The organism is Halovulum sp. GXIMD14794 (assembly GCF_054457455.1).
In genome coordinates, this window is sequence record NZ_JBTLNF010000005.1 from 596,625 (window position 1) to 612,720 (window position 16,096).

General features: G+C 66.6%; 13 protein-coding genes, 1 tRNA gene and 1 other RNA gene. 7 read left to right on the forward strand and 8 right to left on the reverse strand.

Going from position 1 to position 16,096, the window contains the following annotated elements:
- Positions 1 to 31: 31 nt before the first annotated feature.
- A complete protein-coding gene (locus ACW9UR_RS14615) occupies positions 32 to 2,188 on the reverse strand; it encodes an esterase-like activity of phytase family protein (protein ID WP_458917739.1) in 2,157 nt (718 codons plus the stop codon).
- Between the two features lie 79 nt (positions 2,189 to 2,267).
- Entirely contained in the window at positions 2,268 to 4,508 is a 2,241-nt protein-coding gene (locus ACW9UR_RS14620; RefSeq protein ID WP_458917740.1) for a glycosyltransferase, read from the reverse strand.
- 109 nt (positions 4,509 to 4,617) lie between these two features.
- Here ACW9UR_RS14620 and ssrS point away from each other — a divergent pair.
- The 5 genes from ssrS (at position 4,618) to ACW9UR_RS14645 (ending at position 8,628) form a co-directional block, all read left to right on the forward strand.
- A non-coding RNA gene (gene ssrS / locus ACW9UR_RS14625) (6S RNA) lies at positions 4,618 to 4,776 on the forward strand.
- A gap of 56 nt (positions 4,777 to 4,832) precedes the next feature.
- Positions 4,833 to 5,408: a 5-formyltetrahydrofolate cyclo-ligase gene (locus ACW9UR_RS14630; protein WP_458917741.1), complete on the forward strand. Its 576-nt coding sequence runs from the start codon at positions 4,833 to 4,835 to the stop codon at positions 5,406 to 5,408.
- Positions 5,409 to 5,461: 53 nt separating this feature from the next.
- Positions 5,462 to 6,280: a TIGR00282 family metallophosphoesterase gene (locus tag ACW9UR_RS14635; protein WP_458917742.1), complete on the forward strand. Its 819-nt coding sequence runs from the start codon at positions 5,462 to 5,464 to the stop codon at positions 6,278 to 6,280.
- 140 nt (positions 6,281 to 6,420) lie between these two features.
- On the forward strand, positions 6,421 to 8,139 hold the full coding sequence (locus ACW9UR_RS14640) for an SLC13 family permease (protein ID WP_458917801.1): 1,719 nt from the start codon (positions 6,421 to 6,423) through the stop codon (positions 8,137 to 8,139).
- A 57-nt stretch (positions 8,140 to 8,196) separates the two neighbouring features.
- Entirely contained in the window at positions 8,197 to 8,628 is a 432-nt protein-coding gene (locus ACW9UR_RS14645) for an MmcB family DNA repair protein (protein ID WP_458917743.1), read from the forward strand.
- Between the two features lie 4 nt (positions 8,629 to 8,632).
- Here ACW9UR_RS14645 and ACW9UR_RS14650 read toward each other — a convergent pair whose 3' ends face one another.
- The gene (locus ACW9UR_RS14650; protein WP_458917744.1) at positions 8,633 to 8,830 is read right to left on the reverse strand and encodes a DUF6324 family protein; all 198 of its coding nucleotides are present in this window, start codon (positions 8,828 to 8,830) and stop codon (positions 8,633 to 8,635) included.
- Positions 8,831 to 8,941: 111 nt separating this feature from the next.
- On the opposite strand from ACW9UR_RS14650, the gene ACW9UR_RS14655 reads away from it, so the two are divergent.
- Positions 8,942 to 9,018: transfer RNA gene (locus tag ACW9UR_RS14655), tRNA-His, on the forward strand.
- Here ACW9UR_RS14655 and ACW9UR_RS14660 read toward each other — a convergent pair.
- The 4 genes from ACW9UR_RS14660 to ACW9UR_RS14675 are packed head-to-tail and all read right to left on the reverse strand — an operon-like array spanning position 8,997 to position 13,976.
- The gene (locus ACW9UR_RS14660) at positions 8,997 to 9,536 is read right to left on the reverse strand and encodes a sarcosine oxidase subunit gamma (RefSeq protein ID WP_458917745.1); all 540 of its coding nucleotides are present in this window, start codon (positions 9,534 to 9,536) and stop codon (positions 8,997 to 8,999) included. The genes ACW9UR_RS14655 and ACW9UR_RS14660 overlap by 22 nt on opposite strands.
- The gene (locus ACW9UR_RS14665; RefSeq protein WP_458917746.1) at positions 9,529 to 12,459 is read right to left on the reverse strand and encodes a sarcosine oxidase subunit alpha family protein; all 2,931 of its coding nucleotides are present in this window, start codon (positions 12,457 to 12,459) and stop codon (positions 9,529 to 9,531) included. The genes ACW9UR_RS14660 and ACW9UR_RS14665 overlap by 8 nt, the downstream gene beginning before the upstream one ends.
- Positions 12,456 to 12,716, reverse strand: a complete 261-nt coding sequence (locus tag ACW9UR_RS14670) for a sarcosine oxidase subunit delta (RefSeq protein ID WP_458917747.1) — start codon at positions 12,714 to 12,716, stop codon at positions 12,456 to 12,458. The genes ACW9UR_RS14665 and ACW9UR_RS14670 overlap by 4 nt, the downstream gene beginning before the upstream one ends.
- Positions 12,717 to 12,725: 9 nt before the next feature.
- Positions 12,726 to 13,976 (reverse strand): sarcosine oxidase subunit beta family protein, encoded by a 1,251-nt coding sequence (locus tag ACW9UR_RS14675; RefSeq protein WP_458917748.1) that lies wholly within the window; start codon positions 13,974 to 13,976, stop codon positions 12,726 to 12,728.
- Positions 13,977 to 14,133: 157 nt separating this feature from the next.
- On the opposite strand from ACW9UR_RS14675, the gene efp reads away from it, so the two are divergent.
- A complete protein-coding gene (gene efp / locus ACW9UR_RS14680) occupies positions 14,134 to 14,697 on the forward strand; it encodes an elongation factor P (protein WP_458917749.1) in 564 nt (187 codons plus the stop codon).
- 271 nt (positions 14,698 to 14,968) lie between these two features.
- Here the strand turns inward: efp and ACW9UR_RS14685 are convergent, their stop codons facing one another.
- Complete coding sequence (locus ACW9UR_RS14685) at positions 14,969 to 16,042, reverse strand: WD40/YVTN/BNR-like repeat-containing protein (RefSeq protein WP_458917750.1); 1,074 nt, start codon at positions 16,040 to 16,042, stop codon at positions 14,969 to 14,971.
- Positions 16,043 to 16,096 lie beyond the last annotated feature (54 nt).

Consider the following 16,096-nt stretch of genomic DNA (forward strand, 5'->3'; position numbering starts at 1 on the left):
GGCGCTGGTGTCTCAGCGGTGAGGCGGCAGCTTACATGCTGCCGATCGACCAGAAGTGCGTCTCACCCGAATGATCGTCGACGCCGTCGTTGTCGGTGGCGACGAAACCGGTGCCGGCCGCGTCGACGGCGAAGCCTTCGATCTTGTCCTGAGCATAGCCGTTCCACTGCATCAGGTCCGGCAGCAGATCGCGGACCTCTTCCTTCTCGACCACCGGAAGCTCGCCGCCCAGCGGCGCGGGCTGCATCTGGTCGAGCGAGATGCGGTAGAGCTTCTTGGTGACCGCGTTGCCGCCGATCTGGTTGTCGCGCTCGACGATGTAAACGTGATCGCCGTGCAGCGTGATCTCCGACAGGCCAACCCAGCCGGTCTCGGGCGCGGCTTTCGGGTAATGGACCGCACCCCACTCCTCAGTCTCGAGATTGTAGGCGACCAGCTTCACGTGATGCTCGGGATCGTCGCCCCACTCGCGCTGGATCGCGATCCAGAGCGTGTCGCCCACCAGCGTCACTCCTTCGGCGCCGAAGCGCTTCTCGACGGCAAGCAGTTCTGCCGGGAAGGCGATTTCCTCGTCGATTACGCCATCGTCGTCGACGTGGTAGAGCGCGTGCGGGATCAGCCGATCGGTGCGGCCCTCACTGGCCAGCCAGAAACCGCCGTCCGGGTCTACCACGACGCCTTCGAGGTCCAGCTTCTGCGCCGGCTGGCCCTCGCGGGTCACGTCGATATAGCCGGTGATCTTAGCCGGGGTTTGGGTCGCGTCGATCTCGAATATGCGCGGCTGCAGACCCATGAAGCTGTCATTGACGGCATAGAGCTTGCCCGGCGTTTCCGGATCGGCAGCCAGGCCCGAAAGCGCGGACCAGCCGAACAACTCGCCCGTGTCCTCGGCGGTGATCGTCGGATAGGCCGCCGGGGCGTCCTGCAGTTCATAAATCATAACATGCGCGCGCACGCCGCCATCGGGGCCGAGATCGCCCTCGTTGGCGGTGACCAGCAGGTTGCGCGACGGGATCGCCAGGATCCCCTCGGGGCCGATGCCCGACGGCAGGATCTGCTGCAGCTCGGGCGCATCGCCCATGGTGTAGACACCGACAACCGAGCCGCGCTCGGAGCCGACAAAGAGATACTCAGTTTCACCGAAGGTCGCGGCCTCGACCGACTCTGGCTCGACGCCCTTGTTGCCCGAGCGATCTTCCGGGTAGTGGCCGATGCGGATCACGGCTTCCTCGAAGGAGGTGCCGCTCTCGAAGACTTCCTCGCCGGATTTCGAGAAGATGGTGAAGCCGCGCGAGCCGCCGTTGTAGTCGCCCTCGTTGGCGATCACGAAGCGCTCGTCGTCGAGCCACTTCACCGCATCAGGCTCGCGCAGGCGGCCGGGCTGTTCGCCGTCGAAGACGTAAGCGCCCTCTTCCTCGGTGTCGATGCCGGTGAGATCGACAGAACCGGCGGAGAAATGGTTCACCACGCTGCCGTCCGAGGCGAGGACGACGAGGTGGTTGTTCTCCTGGAGGGTGACGACGATCTCGCCCAAGCCGTTGATGTCGACGAACTCGGGCTCGGGGTCGCTGGGCGCAACCTCGGCCAGGCCGGTGACGTCGGCGAAGACGATGCCGTCGCAGTCCATGCTGCCGCCCGCGGTCGGGACGATGGCGACAGTGCCCGCGGGCATCTGCGGGATCTCGCCGTCGTTCAGGTCCTCGTCGCGCTCGTTCTCGATGGCGACGGCGACAAAGCCCTCGTCACCGGCAACGGCGACCGAGTCGGGCTGGCCGCCCAGATCGCAGCGGGCCAGTTCCTCGCCCGTGACGGCGTCGAATTGCGCCAGGGCGCCCGAGGGCTCGACATAGCTTTCCGAGGTGTTGATACCGACGTAGACGCGGGTGTCCTTGACGGCGACCGAGGTCGGCTCGCCATCCAGCGCGATATTTCCCAGCGGCTGCGGGCTCGCGGGGTCGGTGATGTCGATACGGCCCAGAACGCCGAGCGGGCTGTCGGTGTAGACCAGCGTCATGCCGTCGCCGGTCACGGCGATGATCTCTGGCGCGGTCTCGCGGGCGGTGTCCTCACCTTCAGCCATGTTGAGCGGCGTCGCGAAGGATGCGATGCGGTTGAAGTTCGACTGCGCATCGGCGGTTCCCGCCGCGAGCGCAAGGATGGCCGATCCGGCCAGCAGGCTGCGTTGCATGTTGTCCCCTTGGTGTCAGGCTCTCGGGGCTTAGCAACGGTATGTGACAGTTCGACAACGACCGGAGAAATGTCCGGGATCAGAGACCGCCCGAAGCCGTAGCGACCGGCGTCTCTGCAGGGTCAAGCACACCGAGGCGCAAGAGCCGTTCGGCATAGCGGTCGGCCTGCGCGGACATCGAGTACTCAGTTTCGATCACCAGTTTGCCGGCCTGAGCCCGAGCGCGCGCGCCTTGCGGATCATTTGAGACGCGAAACATGGCCTCTGCCAGCGCGCCTTGGTCTACCTCAGCCCAACGAGCGCCGGGACAAGGGAAGATCGTGTGGCTGCGCGGGACGTCGACAAGCTCGGCCGGCACCGGATCAGAGGTCAGCGCAGTGCAGAAATCCCGCGTCCCGCCCCAGTCCGTGGCGACCACCGGGACGCCCAATGCCAGCGCCCAGACAGGCAGATAGCCGAATCCCTCGGCCCGGTGCGGCGAGACCAGCGCCGAGGACGAGTCGATCAGCCCCAGCAATTCCGGAAACGGCAGCATCCGGCGGATCACCTTGATCCGCGGATCGGTTGCGGCGGCCTTCTCGATCCGGGCCATCTGCCCTTCGGGATCGCCCCAGTGCGCGGGCGGTGCGGGCGTGGTCTTGACCACCAGTTCCATGTCCCGCCGTTCCGGAAAAGCCGCCTGAAACGCGCGCACCGCCGCCAGCGGGTTCTTCCGCGCGACCGAGGACCGGGCGTCGAAACAGACCAGAAACCGCGTCATCCCTGGCTCGGGCGCTGGCCAGGGCACGGGTGGCGGCAGCTCGATTCCCTTGCGCATGACCACCACGGGGCCGCCGAAATGCCGCTGGTAGATGCGTTTGAGGAACACCGTCGGCACCCAGACCTCGTCCAGCATCTGCAGCGCAAGGCGGTGCGCGGCGGGGATCCGGTCCAGCTCCCACAGCAGAAAACCGATCTGCGGCCCCTGCCCCGCCAGCGCCCCGCGCGAGAGCATCTGCTGAGGCACGCGGTCCGCGTTGAGGTGATAGATCGTCGCGTCGCCGCGAAGCTGCCAGCGCGCCGCCCCCTGCCGCGAGGGGAACGGCGTAAAAGTCGCCTCGCTGCTGTCCACCGGCTCCAACTGCGGCGTCAACCCGGCGCGGTTCAGGGCGGCGGCGCTCATCCAGAAGTTCTGCGCAAGGCCTGTTCCGTTGCTAGCGATACCGACGAGCCTCAATCTTGGCGCGGGCGCGGTGTCCAACGGCGGCGGCGTTTCAGGACGGGCGGCGGCCAGCGCCTCGGCCATCAGCGGACAGTCCCAGGGCGCGCCGAGACTGGAATAGCGCTCCACCGGAAGCCGCAGCGCCAGCATCATCAGCCAGTCGCGCCGCGTCAGCCTGCCACCCGCAACGGGCCGGTCGAGATCGGCCAGCAACGCCGCGTCCCCGTCCTGCGGCATCTTCGCCAGCGCGCGCAGCACCGCCCCCTCGGGACCGGGACGGTTGATCGCCGGGGGCGGAGGTCCAGGCACGAAACGCTGCCAGTGCCGCCGCCGCTTGCCCAGCGCACGCAGGTGCAACGCGATGCGCGGCAGACCGGTTTCGGAGTCCGGCGACAGCGCAATGTCCAACGCCCGTGACGCATCGGACCCCAGGCGCATGCGCCCATGCCGGGCCGCCGCCTCGACGGTGCGCGCCGAAATGCCCCGCGCCAGTTGCGCCAGCGCCAGCAGGTCTGCTCGCGCGTTGTCCGGCAGCAGCATCCCTTGCGGCCCGCCCAGCGCCCGCGCAACGTGCTGGTCGGTCAGTCGAAGCTCAGCCCCGGTGCGGGAGATCAGGTCAAAGCAGGCGGCCTCGGCCTCGTCTTTCGCTACAGGGGGGGCATCGACGCCAAGACCAAGCCGCAGGATCCGCTCAGCCGCCATCCCGAGCGACATGACCGAGACATGCCCTCCTAGCGCGAGGCGAACCACAATCCGCAGCACCGTTCCGGTCCGACGCTCGCGGACGAGGACGACCGTTCGGGACTGCCTGACCAGCCGCCGAACCTGCCAAAGCTGCGCGAGCCAGGGCGCAAGTCCCGCGCTACCAGCGCCGCGCCGCAGTGCCTTGGCATAGACCACGCCCGCGGCGCTGGGGCACAGCTTCGCCGCCACGACGGTTGCAGCCGCGAACGCTCCCCGATGCATCGAGAGCGGCATAACATCGGCGCCCGAACCGGCGGCGGAAGCGACGCAGACCGCGGAATGCGTGGTCAGCTGCCCGCCGGTCAGCGCGAAGCTGCCCAGCACCCAAATTTGGGCGCCGATACGATCGCCGTCGGAGGAAGCCGTAATCGCCATGCGCGCGATGCTGCGCCGCAGGTGTTAACGGAGCGTTAATCTCCGATTGCGCAGATTTACACTTAACCCCCTTCTCAACCCGCCCCGGCGCCCCTATCTTGCTCGATGGCGGGTGCTGCTCTTCTCGTGAGAGGCCTTCATCCTAGTGGCCTTAAGCATTCTTGAGGGAGCTGGCTCTGTGCTCGACCCTGGTCTTGCGTACCCGGCGCCCACCTGGTTTTCCAGGCTCTCAAGGATCCAGTGCCTCAACGGTCGCTGCGGGCCCGCCGCTTTACTTCCTCGCCGATGCTTGCCCGGCCCCGCGCCGCATGGCACTTCATTCGGATGAATGACCTTCCCTCCGATCCCAAGGCTCAGGCGCGAACCCGCGCGCGCGAAACCCGCGCGCAGGCGCACCGGACCGTCGACCCGGGCCAGGCTCTTGCCCGCCTTGTGGACGAGGTTACGCGGCTCTGCCCGACAGGCGGATGTATTGCGGGCTATGCGGCAATCCGCTCCGAGATCGACCCGGCCCCAGCGTTGGAACGACTTAACACACAAGGCTACCAGATCTGCCTGCCGGTGGTCGAGGGTCCTGCCCGCCCGCTCGGCTTTCGTGCGTGGACACCCGGCGAGCCGCTGATCCCCGGTGCTTTCGGAGCGCTGATCCCCGAAAGTGCCGAACCCAACACCCCCGATTTGTTGATCGTGCCGCTGTTGGCTTTCGATGCGCGCGGCTTCCGACTGGGCTATGGCGGCGGGTTTTACGACCGCACGCTCGAGCAACTGAGGGCGTCGCGCCCGACCAAGGCGCTTGGCTTCGCCTACGCCGCCCAGCAGCAGGACCAGGTGCCGACCGAGCCGACGGACCAGCCACTCGACGGTATCGTTACCGAACGCGGGCTCATCACGCCCACATGAGCCACAGTACGAGCAAGCTTGCCTTCCGCGCGGCGGCGCTCTAGGTCCGGCCCATGCGGCTACTCTTTCTTGGCGACATCGTTGGGCGCAGCGGGCGAAAAGCGGTCCTCGACCGCATCGCAAAACTGCGCGCCGACTGGAAACTCGACTTCATCGTGGTGAACGGCGAGAACGCCTCGTCCGGAACCGGGATCACCGGCGGCAACGCGACCGAGCTTCTGGACGCCGGCGTCGACTGCCTGACGCTTGGCGATCACGCCTTCGACCAGCGCGACATGCTCAGCTTCATAGATCGAGAGCCGCGCATCATCCGCCCGCTGAACTTCGCCAAAGCTGCGCCTGGCAAGGGCTGGCGGCTGTTCACCGCGACGAACGGCAAGAAGGTCCTTGTCGTGCAGGTACTGGGCCAGGTTTTCATGAAGCGGCCTTTCGACGATCCGTTCTCAGGCGTCGATGCCGCGCTGAAGACCGCGCCGTTGGGTGGGCTGGCACAAGCGGTGATCGTGGATTTCCACGCAGAGGCGACCTCCGAGAAGATGGCGATGGGACATTGGTGCGACGGGCGCGCCTCGCTGGTTGTTGGCACGCATACGCACGTGCCGACTGGCGATGCCCAGATAATGCCGAAGGGCACTGCCTACATGACCGACGCGGGCATGTGCGGCGACTACAATTCGGTCATCGGCATGGACAAGGAAGAGCCGCTGAACCGCTTCATCACCGGCATGAGCAAGGGGCGCTTCCAGCCGGCGGGCGGGGATGCGACGCTGTCGGGCGTCATGGTTGAGACCGACGACCGCACCGGGCGGGCGCTCAATGTTGCTGCGGTACGCGTCGGCGGGCGGCTTGCCGAAACCGGGCCGCGGTTCTGACGGCCTTCGCGCTTGAGGCTTTCGGGTTTCTCGGTCAAGCTGCGCCCCCGACCTGATCCAAAGCGGGCGATGGGCATCAATTGACCGACCTGATTCCTTCGGGCCTGGAGGCCTACTTCACGCTCGGCATCCTGCTCGCGATGTTCGTCCTCTTTGTCCGCGAGACATATCCGACCGAGGTCGTCGCCCTGTTCGGCGCGGTGACACTGTTGGTAGCGGGCGTGATCGACACCGAGGCGATGTTGTCGGTCTTCGCGAACCCCGCCCCCTGGACCATCGGCGCGATGTTCGTCATCTCCGGGGCGCTGGTGCGAACAGGTGCGCTCAATGCTTTGACCAACGCAGTCAGCGCGCATGTCGAGACCAAGCCCCGCATGGTGATCGGCGCGTTCGCCGTCGCGACGCTGTTCTCGTCGGCCTTCATGAATAACACGCCCGTCGTTGTCATGCTGATCCCGGTCGCTGTCTCAGTCGCGCAAAGCATGAAGATCGCGCCCTCGAAGCTGCTGATTCCGGTAAGCTACATGGCGATCCTTGGCGGTGTCTGCACGCTGATCGGCACCTCGACCAACCTGCTGGTGGACGGCGTCGCCCGCTCCAGCGGGCTTGAGCCGTTCACCCTGTTCGAGATCACCCCGCTGGGCATCATCCTCGCCGCTTGGGGGCTCCTCTACCTGCGCGTCCTGGGCCCTCGTCTGCTGCCCGAGCGCGAAAGCATGGCGGACCTGCTCACCGACCGAAAGTCGATGAAATACTTCACGGAAGTGGCGATACCCGACGGCTCGCCGCTCATCGGCGAGACCGTCTTCAACGTGCCGCTCTTCCAGCGCACCGGCACACGCGTGATCGACGTGCTGCGCGCCGACGAATCGCTGCGCCGACGGTTCCCGGACGTTACGCTGGAAAAGGGCGACCGCGTCATTCTGCGCACTGCCGTGGGCGAGCTTCTGGGCCTCAAGGAAGGCGGCGCCGTCCATATGATCGACGAACTGGGTTCGCGCTCTACCAAGACCGTCGAGGCGCTGATCTCGCCGGGCTGCGCCATGATCGGCCGTTCTCTCGGCGAGCTGCGCCTGCGCCGCCGCTATGGCGTCTACCCGCTGGCAGTGCATCGGCGAAACCAGAACATCGGTCGGCAGCTCGACGATGTGACCGTCCGCGTTGGCGATACGCTGCTGCTGGAGGGCACGCCCGAGGACATCCGACGCCTCGCGCTGGATCAGGGACTGGTGGACATCGCGACACCCACCGCGCGATCCTACCGGCGCAGCCACATGCCGCTGGTGCTGATGGTGCTGGCCGGCATCGTCGTGCTCGCCGCCATGGGGGTCGCGCCGATCTTCGCGCTGGCGATCCTCGGCGTCGCATTGGTGCTTGCCGCCCGCTGCATCGATGCGGACGAGGCCTTCGGCTTTATCGAGGGACGACTGTTGATCCTGATCTTCTCGATGCTGGCGGTCGGCCAGGCGCTCGAGGCATCGGGTGCAGTGACGCTGATCGCCAACGCCCTCGCCCCGTCGCTGATGCAACTGCCCGGGCCGCTGCTGATCTGGGGCGTATTCCTGATGACCTCGGTGATGACCGAGATGATGTCGAACAATGCTGTCGCCGTAGTCGTGACGCCCGTTGCCATCGGTCTGGCCGATGCGCTCGGGGTCGATGCACGTCCGCTTGTGGTTTCGGTGATGGTCGCTGCTTCGGCCAGTTTCGCGACGCCCATCGGCTACCAGACCAACACGCTGGTCTACGGTCCTGGCGGGTACCGCTTTTCGGATTTCCTGAAGATCGGTGCGCCGCTGAACCTGACGATCGGCCTGCTTGCAAGCCTGGTGATCCCGGTGTTCTGGCCGCTCTACTAAGGACGCACGCGCCTTGGGCGCTTGCGAAATGTTCACCTATTGTTCATACTCCGGAGCATGGACTACGACCTGCTTCCCGGCCAGCGCCTGGCGCGCGGCGTCAGCCGCCATCTCCAAAGCCTCGGCTTTTCCAGCGTGCTGGAGTTCGTTCCGGCACGCGGCCTGCGTGTCGACGTCGCCGCGATAGGCCGCTCGGGCGAGATCTGGGTGGTCGAGTGCAAATCCTGCCGCGCGGATTTCATGACGGACCACAAGTGGCAGGGCTACCTGCCCTATTGCGACCGGTTCTTCTGGGCAGTGGATGCAGAGTTTCCGCAGGAACTGCTGCCGGACGAAACCGGCCTGATCCTCGCAGACGACTGGGATGCCGAGATCCTGCGCGAAGGCCCCGAGAGCAAGCTCGCCCCCGCCCGCCGCAAGGCGATGACGCTGAAACTGGCGCGTACCGCCGCCGACCGGCTGCGCCGGTTCGAGGATGCGGCGCTCTGAACGCCTATTTCTTCTTCGTCTTGACCTTGCGTGCCTGCTGCGCGGCGATGCGCAGTTCCTCGGCGATCTCGTCAGCCTCGTCCGGATCGAAATCCAGCGGCAGATCGACAGCCTCGCCGAAGATGTACAGCCGCACCATGCCCCGGTCGGTCGGGCCGATCTGCAGCCCGGTTTCGACGTCGGTTTCCGTGTTGATGCCCATGGCACCAGCCCTCCTGTATCAACGGCGGCTGACCTAAGCCGGGAACGATACGATTGCAAGCGCGAGGGTCTTGCAATCCGTTTCGGTTGGGGGTACCACGCCCGCCACGGTGCCGACTTAGCTCAGTTGGTTAGAGCGCTAGATTGTGGATCTAGAGGTCCCCCGTTCAATCCGGGGAGTCGGTACCATAACCTCCCCCTCGGCCTTTCATCGCCTCCTGCGCCGCGACGGATCGCATCGCGGTCTCCAGTTCGTCGAGCGCCGTGCCTGCGAAGGACCGCATCACCAGAATCAGATAGCCGTCCGCCTCGGCGGTGATTGAAGCTGCCATGTGAGCAAGTTCACTGCGCGCGGTTGCGCCTTCGTTGAAGCCGTCCGGATACAGGTCCAGCGGGCAGAGCCGCGCCAGCACGTCCCGTGCGCCCACCCCGGTCAGGCGGAAGCCGGCCCAGCCGTCTGACTGATCTGTGTGCGCCACCCCCGGAAATTTCGGCGGGTCGCCGAGGACGAACCACAGGTTGCGGCCCATCCAGATGACCCGCGCCTCGCCGGTTTTGGCGGTGCTCCCCGGAGGTGGCAGGTCGTGCTTTGTGCCCGCCAAGGGGACAACCGACGTAATTTTGACCCAAGGCATCGGGGCAAGCGCCGCCTGCCCGTAGCGGCACGGCGCGAACTTGACCGGCGGGGTGGCGGCAAGCTCAGTCACGAAGGCGGCCTCCTTCCGGGTCGAAGAACGGCGGCGGCACGATCTGCGCCTGAGCCGCGCCCTTGCGCATGTGATCGACAATGTCCAGCACCTCGCCCGTGCGGGCGCGTCCGTTCCGCACGAAGCCCAGCGCGATGTACCGCTCCAGGTGCGGCGACCAGCAGGCCGAAGTGATGTAACCCTCATCCGTCTGCCGCACCTTCGCCGCCCCCTGCGCCACGAACCGCGCCCCGGCGTTCAGCCGCGCCGCCGGATCGACCGCCTGCAAGCCCACCAGTTGCTCGCGCCAGCGGCCCGACAGGCCCGACCGTTCGCTCATCCGGTGGCCGATACTGCCCGGCTTGACCATGCGCCCCAGCCCGAGGTCATCGGCGGTCGTGCGCCCGTGCAGTTCGGCATGGGTCAAGAGGCCCTTCTCGATCCGCAAAACGTTGAGCGCCTCCATCCCGTAGGGCCCGCCGCCCAGCGCCTCAGCAGCCTCGACCAGCAGCCGGAACAGCGCGTCACCATAGCGAGCAGGCACCGCCAGTTCATAGGCGTGCTCGCCCGAGTACGAGATCCGGAACAGCCGCGCGCCGACACCCCGGACCGAGACCTCGGCGCAGGCCATGAACGGGAAATCGCGTAAGGGTGCGTCCAGAAGACCGTCCAGCAATTCCCGCGACTTCGGCCCGGCGATTGCGTACTGAGCCCAGTTATCGGTGACCGAGATCAGCGCCACGTCCATCTGCGGCCACAGGCATTGGGCACAGAATTCCAGGTGCGCCATGACCTGCCCGGCGGCGGCCGTCGTGGTCGTGACGACGAAATGTTCCGAGCCCAGCCGCGCGCAGGTGCCGTCGTCCATGACAAACCCGTCCTCGCGCAGCATCAGCCCATAGCGCACGCGGCCCGGTTTCAACGTGGACATGGTGTTCGCATAGACGCGATCAAGAAACGCCGCCGAATCAGGGCCTTGCACGTCGATCTTGCCAAGTGTGGTGACGTCGCAGACGCCTACGGCCTGCCGCACCATCCGCGCCTCACGGTCGCAACTCTGGCGCCAGTGCGTCTCGCCCTGCTGCGGGTAATAGGCGACCCGGTGCCAAAGCCCGGCCTCGACCGTCGGCGCCCGCTGCTCCTGCCCGTAGGCATGGCTGGGCGGCTGGCGGTGCGGCGCGAAGCCCGGCCCACCGGCCCCGGCCCCGAGCGCCGCGATGTCTACCGGAGTGTAAGGCGGGCGGAAGGTCGTGGTGCCGATCTGCGGGATCTCGCGGCCCGCCAGTTCGGCCATCACGCCCAGCGCGCCGACGTTCGCCGTCTTGCCCTGATCCGTCGCCATGCCCAGCGTCGTGTAGCGCTTCATGTGCTCGACCGAACGGAAGTTCTCGGCATGGGCCAGCGCGACGTCCTTCGTTGTCACGTCGTTCTGGAAATCCAGCCACGCGCGTCCCTTGGTACGCGGCACCTGCCAGAGCGGCGACAGTCGCGGCCGCGCGTCCTCGGCCGTCGGCACCGGGATCGAGGGCGGCGTAAAGCCCAGCTCCTCTAGCGCCTTGCGGGCGCGGAACTGCCCGGATTTCATCGCGCCGCGGGTCGAGAACTGGCCCAGTGCCGCCCCCGCCGCGTCAAGCCCGGGAACGGAACCGGGTGTCGGCACGAAGGCATGGATCGCCGGGTTCCACTGCGGCCGCCCGTTCATGTGGCAGGTCAGGTTCAGCGCCGGGTTCCAGCCGCCCGAGACCGCCAGCGTGTCGACCTCCAACCAGCGGTGCCGCCCGCCCGCATCGCGGGTCTGCACGGCGCTCAGGCTCAGCCGCCCCCGCGTGTCGGTGACGTGCATGCCGGTCATCACCTGCCACGGCCCTTCAGGCGGCTCTACACCGGTACGCGAGTCGATCAGCGCTGCGACCTCGACACCCTGCGCCGACAGGTCCCGAGCCGTCCGCCAACCGTCGTCGTTGTTGGTGAACACCGCGACGCGCGCGCCCGGCGCAGCCGCCCAACGGTTCGCATAGGCTCGCGCGGCGCCTGCAAGCATCACGCCGGGCCGGTCGTTGTGCGGAAAAGCCACAGGGCGCTCCAGCCCGCCCGAGGCCAGGATCGCCCGACGCGCCGCTATCCGCCAGAAGGTCAGACGCGGTGAGGCTTCGGGCGGCTGCGCCATGTGATCGGCCACGCGCTCGAGCGCGCCAAAGGTGCCGCCATCATAGGCCCCGGTGACGGTCGTGCGCGGCATCAGAGTGACGTTCGGCATCTGCGAAAGCCCGGCCCAGAGCTTCGCCGCCCAGTCGTGCCCCGGCACGCCGCCGACCTCTTCCTGCTCGGCCAGCAGGCGGCCGCCGGGCCGACAGTCCTCGTCAGCAAGGATCACCCGCGCCCCGGCCCGCGCCCCCATCAGCGCGGCCATGAGGCCCGCAGGCCCCGCGCCGATCACCAGCAGGTCGCAGTGCGCGAAGGCCTTGTCGCAAGGGTCCGGATCGCGCAGGCCCGAGAGCCGCCCAAGTCCCGCAGCATGCCGAATGATCGGCTCGTAGACCCGCTCCCAGAAGGCTGCGGGCCACATAAAGGTCTTGTAGTAGAACCCCGCACCAAGAAAGGGCGATAGCAGGTCGTTCACCTGCCCCGCGTCCCAGGCAAGAGAAGGCCAGCGGTTCTGACTGCGCGCCTCCAGACCTTCGTATAGCTCCTGCACAGTGGCGCGCGTGTTCGGGCGGCGGCGCGCGCCGGAACCAACCTCCATCAGCGCGTTCGGCTCATCCGAACCGGAGGTCAGCACGCCGCGCGGCCGGTGGTACTTGAAGCTGCGCCCCATCAGCCGCACGCCGTTCGCCAACAGCGCCGAGGCCAGCGTGTCGCCTTGAAACCCGGTGTATTCACGCCCGTCGAAACGGAAACTCAGGGGTGCGTCACGGTCGATCAGGCCACCGGCTTCAAGCCTCATGCGCCCTCCTCCGCCAGCCGGACCGAGAGCACCTGGTGCGTCCGCGTATCGCGCACAACATGCAGCCAGGCGGAGCAGCCCGAGACGTGGTGCCACAGCTCGGCGTTCGGCCCAGCGGGGTTGTCGCGGAGATGCACGTAATCATGCCAGGCATCGAACGGCGCATCGTCGGAGGGCCGTGCCAACAACTTTGCCGAGCCGAGATAGCTGAATTCCCGGCTGTCCCGGTCGCCGCAGAGAGGACAGGTCAGGCGCATGTCGCCCCCCTAATGCTTGTTGGGCTGAGCACCGGTCCCCTCCTCGTCCAGGACATGGCCGGTCTCGAAACGGTCGAGCCGCAGACGCATCGCATGCGGTGAGGGCTGCCCCGTCGCCAGCAAATGCGCGAAGCACCAACCGCTGGCGGGCGTCGCCTTGAAGCCGCCATAGCACCAGCCGCCGTTCAGATAGAGCCCCTCGACCGGCGTGCGGTCGATGATCGGCGAGCCGTCCATGCTCATGTCCATGATCCCGCCCCAGGAGCGTAGCATCCGCGCCCGGCCAAGCATCGGCATCAGGGCCGTGCCGGCTTCGTGCACATGCTCGACCATCGGCAGGTTCCCCCGCGCGGCGTAGGAATTGTAGAAATCGAGGTCACCGCCATAGACCAGCCCACCCTTGTCGGACTGGCTGATATAGAAATGTCCCATCCCAAAGGTGACGACACTGGGCAGCACGGGCTTCAGCCCTTCAGTGACGAAGGCCTGCAACACGTGGCTTTCGATCGGCAAACGCAGCCCGGCCATCTGCGCGACCTGAGAGCTGCGCCCCGCCACGGCCATGCCGACGATATCCGCGCCGATGAAACCGCGCGTGGTCTCAACTCCCGTAACCCTGCCCCGCGCGATCCGGAAGCCGGTCACCTCGCAATTCTGAATCAGGTCCACGCCCCTTCGGTCCGCACCGCGTGCGAAGCCCCAGGCCACCGCGTCATGCCGCGCGGTCCCGGCGCGGCGCTGGCGCAGACCACCGAAGATCGGGAAGCGCGGATCATAGTGGTTCAGATAGGGATAGGCGCGGCGCACCCGATCGCGGTCCAGCAATTCGGCATCATCCCCCTGCATACGGATCGCATTGCCGCGCCGCGCGAAGAAATCCATCTGCCCGTCGGAATGCGCCAGATTGATGATCCCCCTTTGGGACATCATCACGTTGTAGTTGAGCTCCTTCTCGAGACCCTCCCACAGCTTAAGCGAGTGGGAATAGAACTCGGTATTCCCGTCGATATGGTAGTTGGCGCGCACGATCGTCGTGTTGCGCCCGACGTTTCCGCCCCCCAGATATCCGCGCTCCAGCACGGCGACATCAGTGATCCCGTGGTTCTTCGCCAGGTAATAGGCCGTCGCGAGACCGTGCCCGCCGCCGCCGATCACGATAACCCGGTAGTGGGGCTTCGGCGCGGGATCCCGCCACGCCGGCTCCCAGCCGCGCTGGCCCCGCAAGCCCCTGGCGATCACCTGCCATCCCGAATAGCGCATGAACCCCTGCCTCTGCTCTCGGGCCACAAAAGCATGCCCCGCGCGGCATGCAAGGCCGAAACCGACACCCCGTGTCGTTCGCGCACCGCTTGTCAGCGCGCGCGCGGGCAGATAGGGAAACGCCAATACAAGCAGACTGCTTTCCGAGGTTTCCTAAATGCCCAAGATCAACGGTAACGAGATCCGCCCCGGCAACGTGCTCGAGCACAATGACGGGCTGTGGGTCGCGGTGAAGGTCTCTCACGTCAAGCCCGGCAAGGGCGGCGCCTTCGCCCAGGTCGAGATGAAGAACCTGCGCAACGGCTCCAAGCTGAACGAACGTTTCCGTGCCGCCGACAAGGTCGAGCGCGTCCGGCTGGAACAGAAGGACCAGCAGTTCCTCTATGAAACCGACGGCATGTTGGTGTTCATGGACCAGGAGACCTTCGAGCAGATCGAACTGCCCGCCGACATCCTGGGCGAACGTCGTCCCTTTCTACAGGACGGCATGACCGTCACCATCGAGTACCACGAGAGCGAAGCGCTCTCGGCGGCCCTGCCGCAGAAGGTTACCTGCAAGATCGTCGAGACCGAACCTGCAGTGAAGGGTCAGACGGCGGCCAACAGCTTCAAGCCGGCGGTGCTGGACAACGGCGTCCGGATCATGGTCCCGCCCTTCGTCAACCAGGACGAAGACGTGATCGTGAACACCGAGACCATGGAGTACTCGGAACGCGCCTGAGCGGGCGGCACAGGGGGGTGCCGTGCCCCCCTTATGCCATTGGGAACTCAGGATGATAGAGTCCTGACAATTGGCTGACGGCGCCGCGACATGCTCGCCGCGCCGTTCTTCCGGCGGTCGAAACCTGAGCGCTTGGCAGCGGCAGGATGCCTCCGGCGGGGATATTTCGAGAAAGTGGAAGGCGGGTACGCCCAGCTGGGATGGCGGCGCCCGGGTTCTGCCGGAGGCGGAACCGGGGTGAATGTCGTGGCGCGCCAGCGCCTCCGCCGGTTCAGCTGTGCAGGACCTCGACCGACAGGATCAGCGGCAGGTGGCGGGCGATTTCCCGCCAGCTGTCGCCCTCGTCGCGGCTCGCGAAGATCGACCCCGACGATGTACCGAAATAGACCCCTACGGACGCACCGTCGTCGACTGCCATCGCCTGACGCAGCACGGTGAAAAATGCATCTTTCTGGGGCAGCCCGTCGCGCATGTCTTGCCAGCTCTCGCCCCCGTCTCGGGACCGCCAGACCGCGGCGCGGCCCTCGGGCGGATATCGGCCCTCGGAATCACCGTTCATCGGCATCAGCCAGACCGTCCCCTGCTCGCGCGGGTGCGCGGCGACCGGGAAGCCGAAGCTCGACGGCAGCCCGTTCTCGATCGAGACCCAGTTCCGCCCACCGTCGTCGCTACGGTACATGCCGCAATGGTTCTGCTGGTACAGCACCTCTCCCGCGCCTGCTCCGTGCACCAGGTTGTGCACGCATTGGCCGACTTCCGGGTAGCGCTGGTCTTCGGGCAGGAAATCGCATCGCGTGCCAGCGTTGCGCGGCTCCCAATTTTTGCCACCGTCCTCGGTCGCGAAAACGCCGGCTGTCGAGATCCCGACCCAGATCCGCATCGGATCATCGGGCTGCGGCACGATCGAATGCAGGATCAGGCCTGCGCCACCCGGCATCCAGTTCTCGCGGGTGGGATGGCTGCGCAGCCCGGACAGTTCCGTCCACGTGAGCCCGCCGTCACTGCTTTCGAACAGGCCCGCCGGTTTGACCCCGGCATAAATCCGGCCATTACCGCCGCCCAGCGACCAGACGGTCTCGACCTGCTCTTCATCACCTTCGTGGTAGCTGAGCCCTTCCCCCGACTGGCTCCACGTCTCGCCCAGATCCTCCGAGCGCCAAACCCCGACGCCGTGCCACCTGGTGCCGCCGCCCGCGAGGATCGCGCCGGTCTCGGGATCGCCGATGACATGGTTGATGGGCCATGTTTCGCAAAACGGACCGCGCAGGGTCCAGTCCTCGCGATCTTCGTCGCCATCGAGGATGAAGGCGCCCTTGTTGGTGCCCAGAAGCAGATGCACGGCCATGATGTCCCCCAAGGATGCCGCCAAGACTGCGGCAGAATAGCACAGAGACGGCAC

Bases quoted from the DNA above. Each gene is read 5' to 3' on its own strand.
- ACW9UR_RS14615 (WP_458917739.1), bottom strand. From the start codon at position 2,188: ATGCAACGCAGCCTGCTGGCCGGATCGGCCATCCTTGCGCTCGCGGCG.
- ACW9UR_RS14620 (WP_458917740.1), bottom strand. From the start codon at position 4,508: ATGGCGATTACGGCTTCCTCCGACGGCGATCGTATCGGCGCCCAAATT.
- ACW9UR_RS14630 (WP_458917741.1), top strand. From the start codon at position 4,833: ATGAATGACCTTCCCTCCGATCCCAAGGCTCAGGCGCGAACCCGCGCG.
- ACW9UR_RS14635 (WP_458917742.1), top strand. From the start codon at position 5,462: ATGCGGCTACTCTTTCTTGGCGACATCGTTGGGCGCAGCGGGCGAAAA.
- ACW9UR_RS14640 (WP_458917801.1), top strand. From the start codon at position 6,421: ATGTTCGTCCTCTTTGTCCGCGAGACATATCCGACCGAGGTCGTCGCC.
- ACW9UR_RS14645 (WP_458917743.1), top strand. From the start codon at position 8,197: ATGGACTACGACCTGCTTCCCGGCCAGCGCCTGGCGCGCGGCGTCAGC.
- ACW9UR_RS14650 (WP_458917744.1), bottom strand. From the start codon at position 8,830: ATGGGCATCAACACGGAAACCGACGTCGAAACCGGGCTGCAGATCGGC.
- ACW9UR_RS14665 (WP_458917746.1), bottom strand. From the start codon at position 12,459: ATGAGGCTTGAAGCCGGTGGCCTGATCGACCGTGACGCACCCCTGAGT.
- ACW9UR_RS14670 (WP_458917747.1), bottom strand. From the start codon at position 12,716: ATGCGCCTGACCTGTCCTCTCTGCGGCGACCGGGACAGCCGGGAATTC.
- ACW9UR_RS14675 (WP_458917748.1), bottom strand. From the start codon at position 13,976: ATGCGCTATTCGGGATGGCAGGTGATCGCCAGGGGCTTGCGGGGCCAG.
- efp (WP_458917749.1), top strand. From the start codon at position 14,134: ATGCCCAAGATCAACGGTAACGAGATCCGCCCCGGCAACGTGCTCGAG.
- ACW9UR_RS14685 (WP_458917750.1), bottom strand. From the start codon at position 16,042: ATGGCCGTGCATCTGCTTCTGGGCACCAACAAGGGCGCCTTCATCCTC.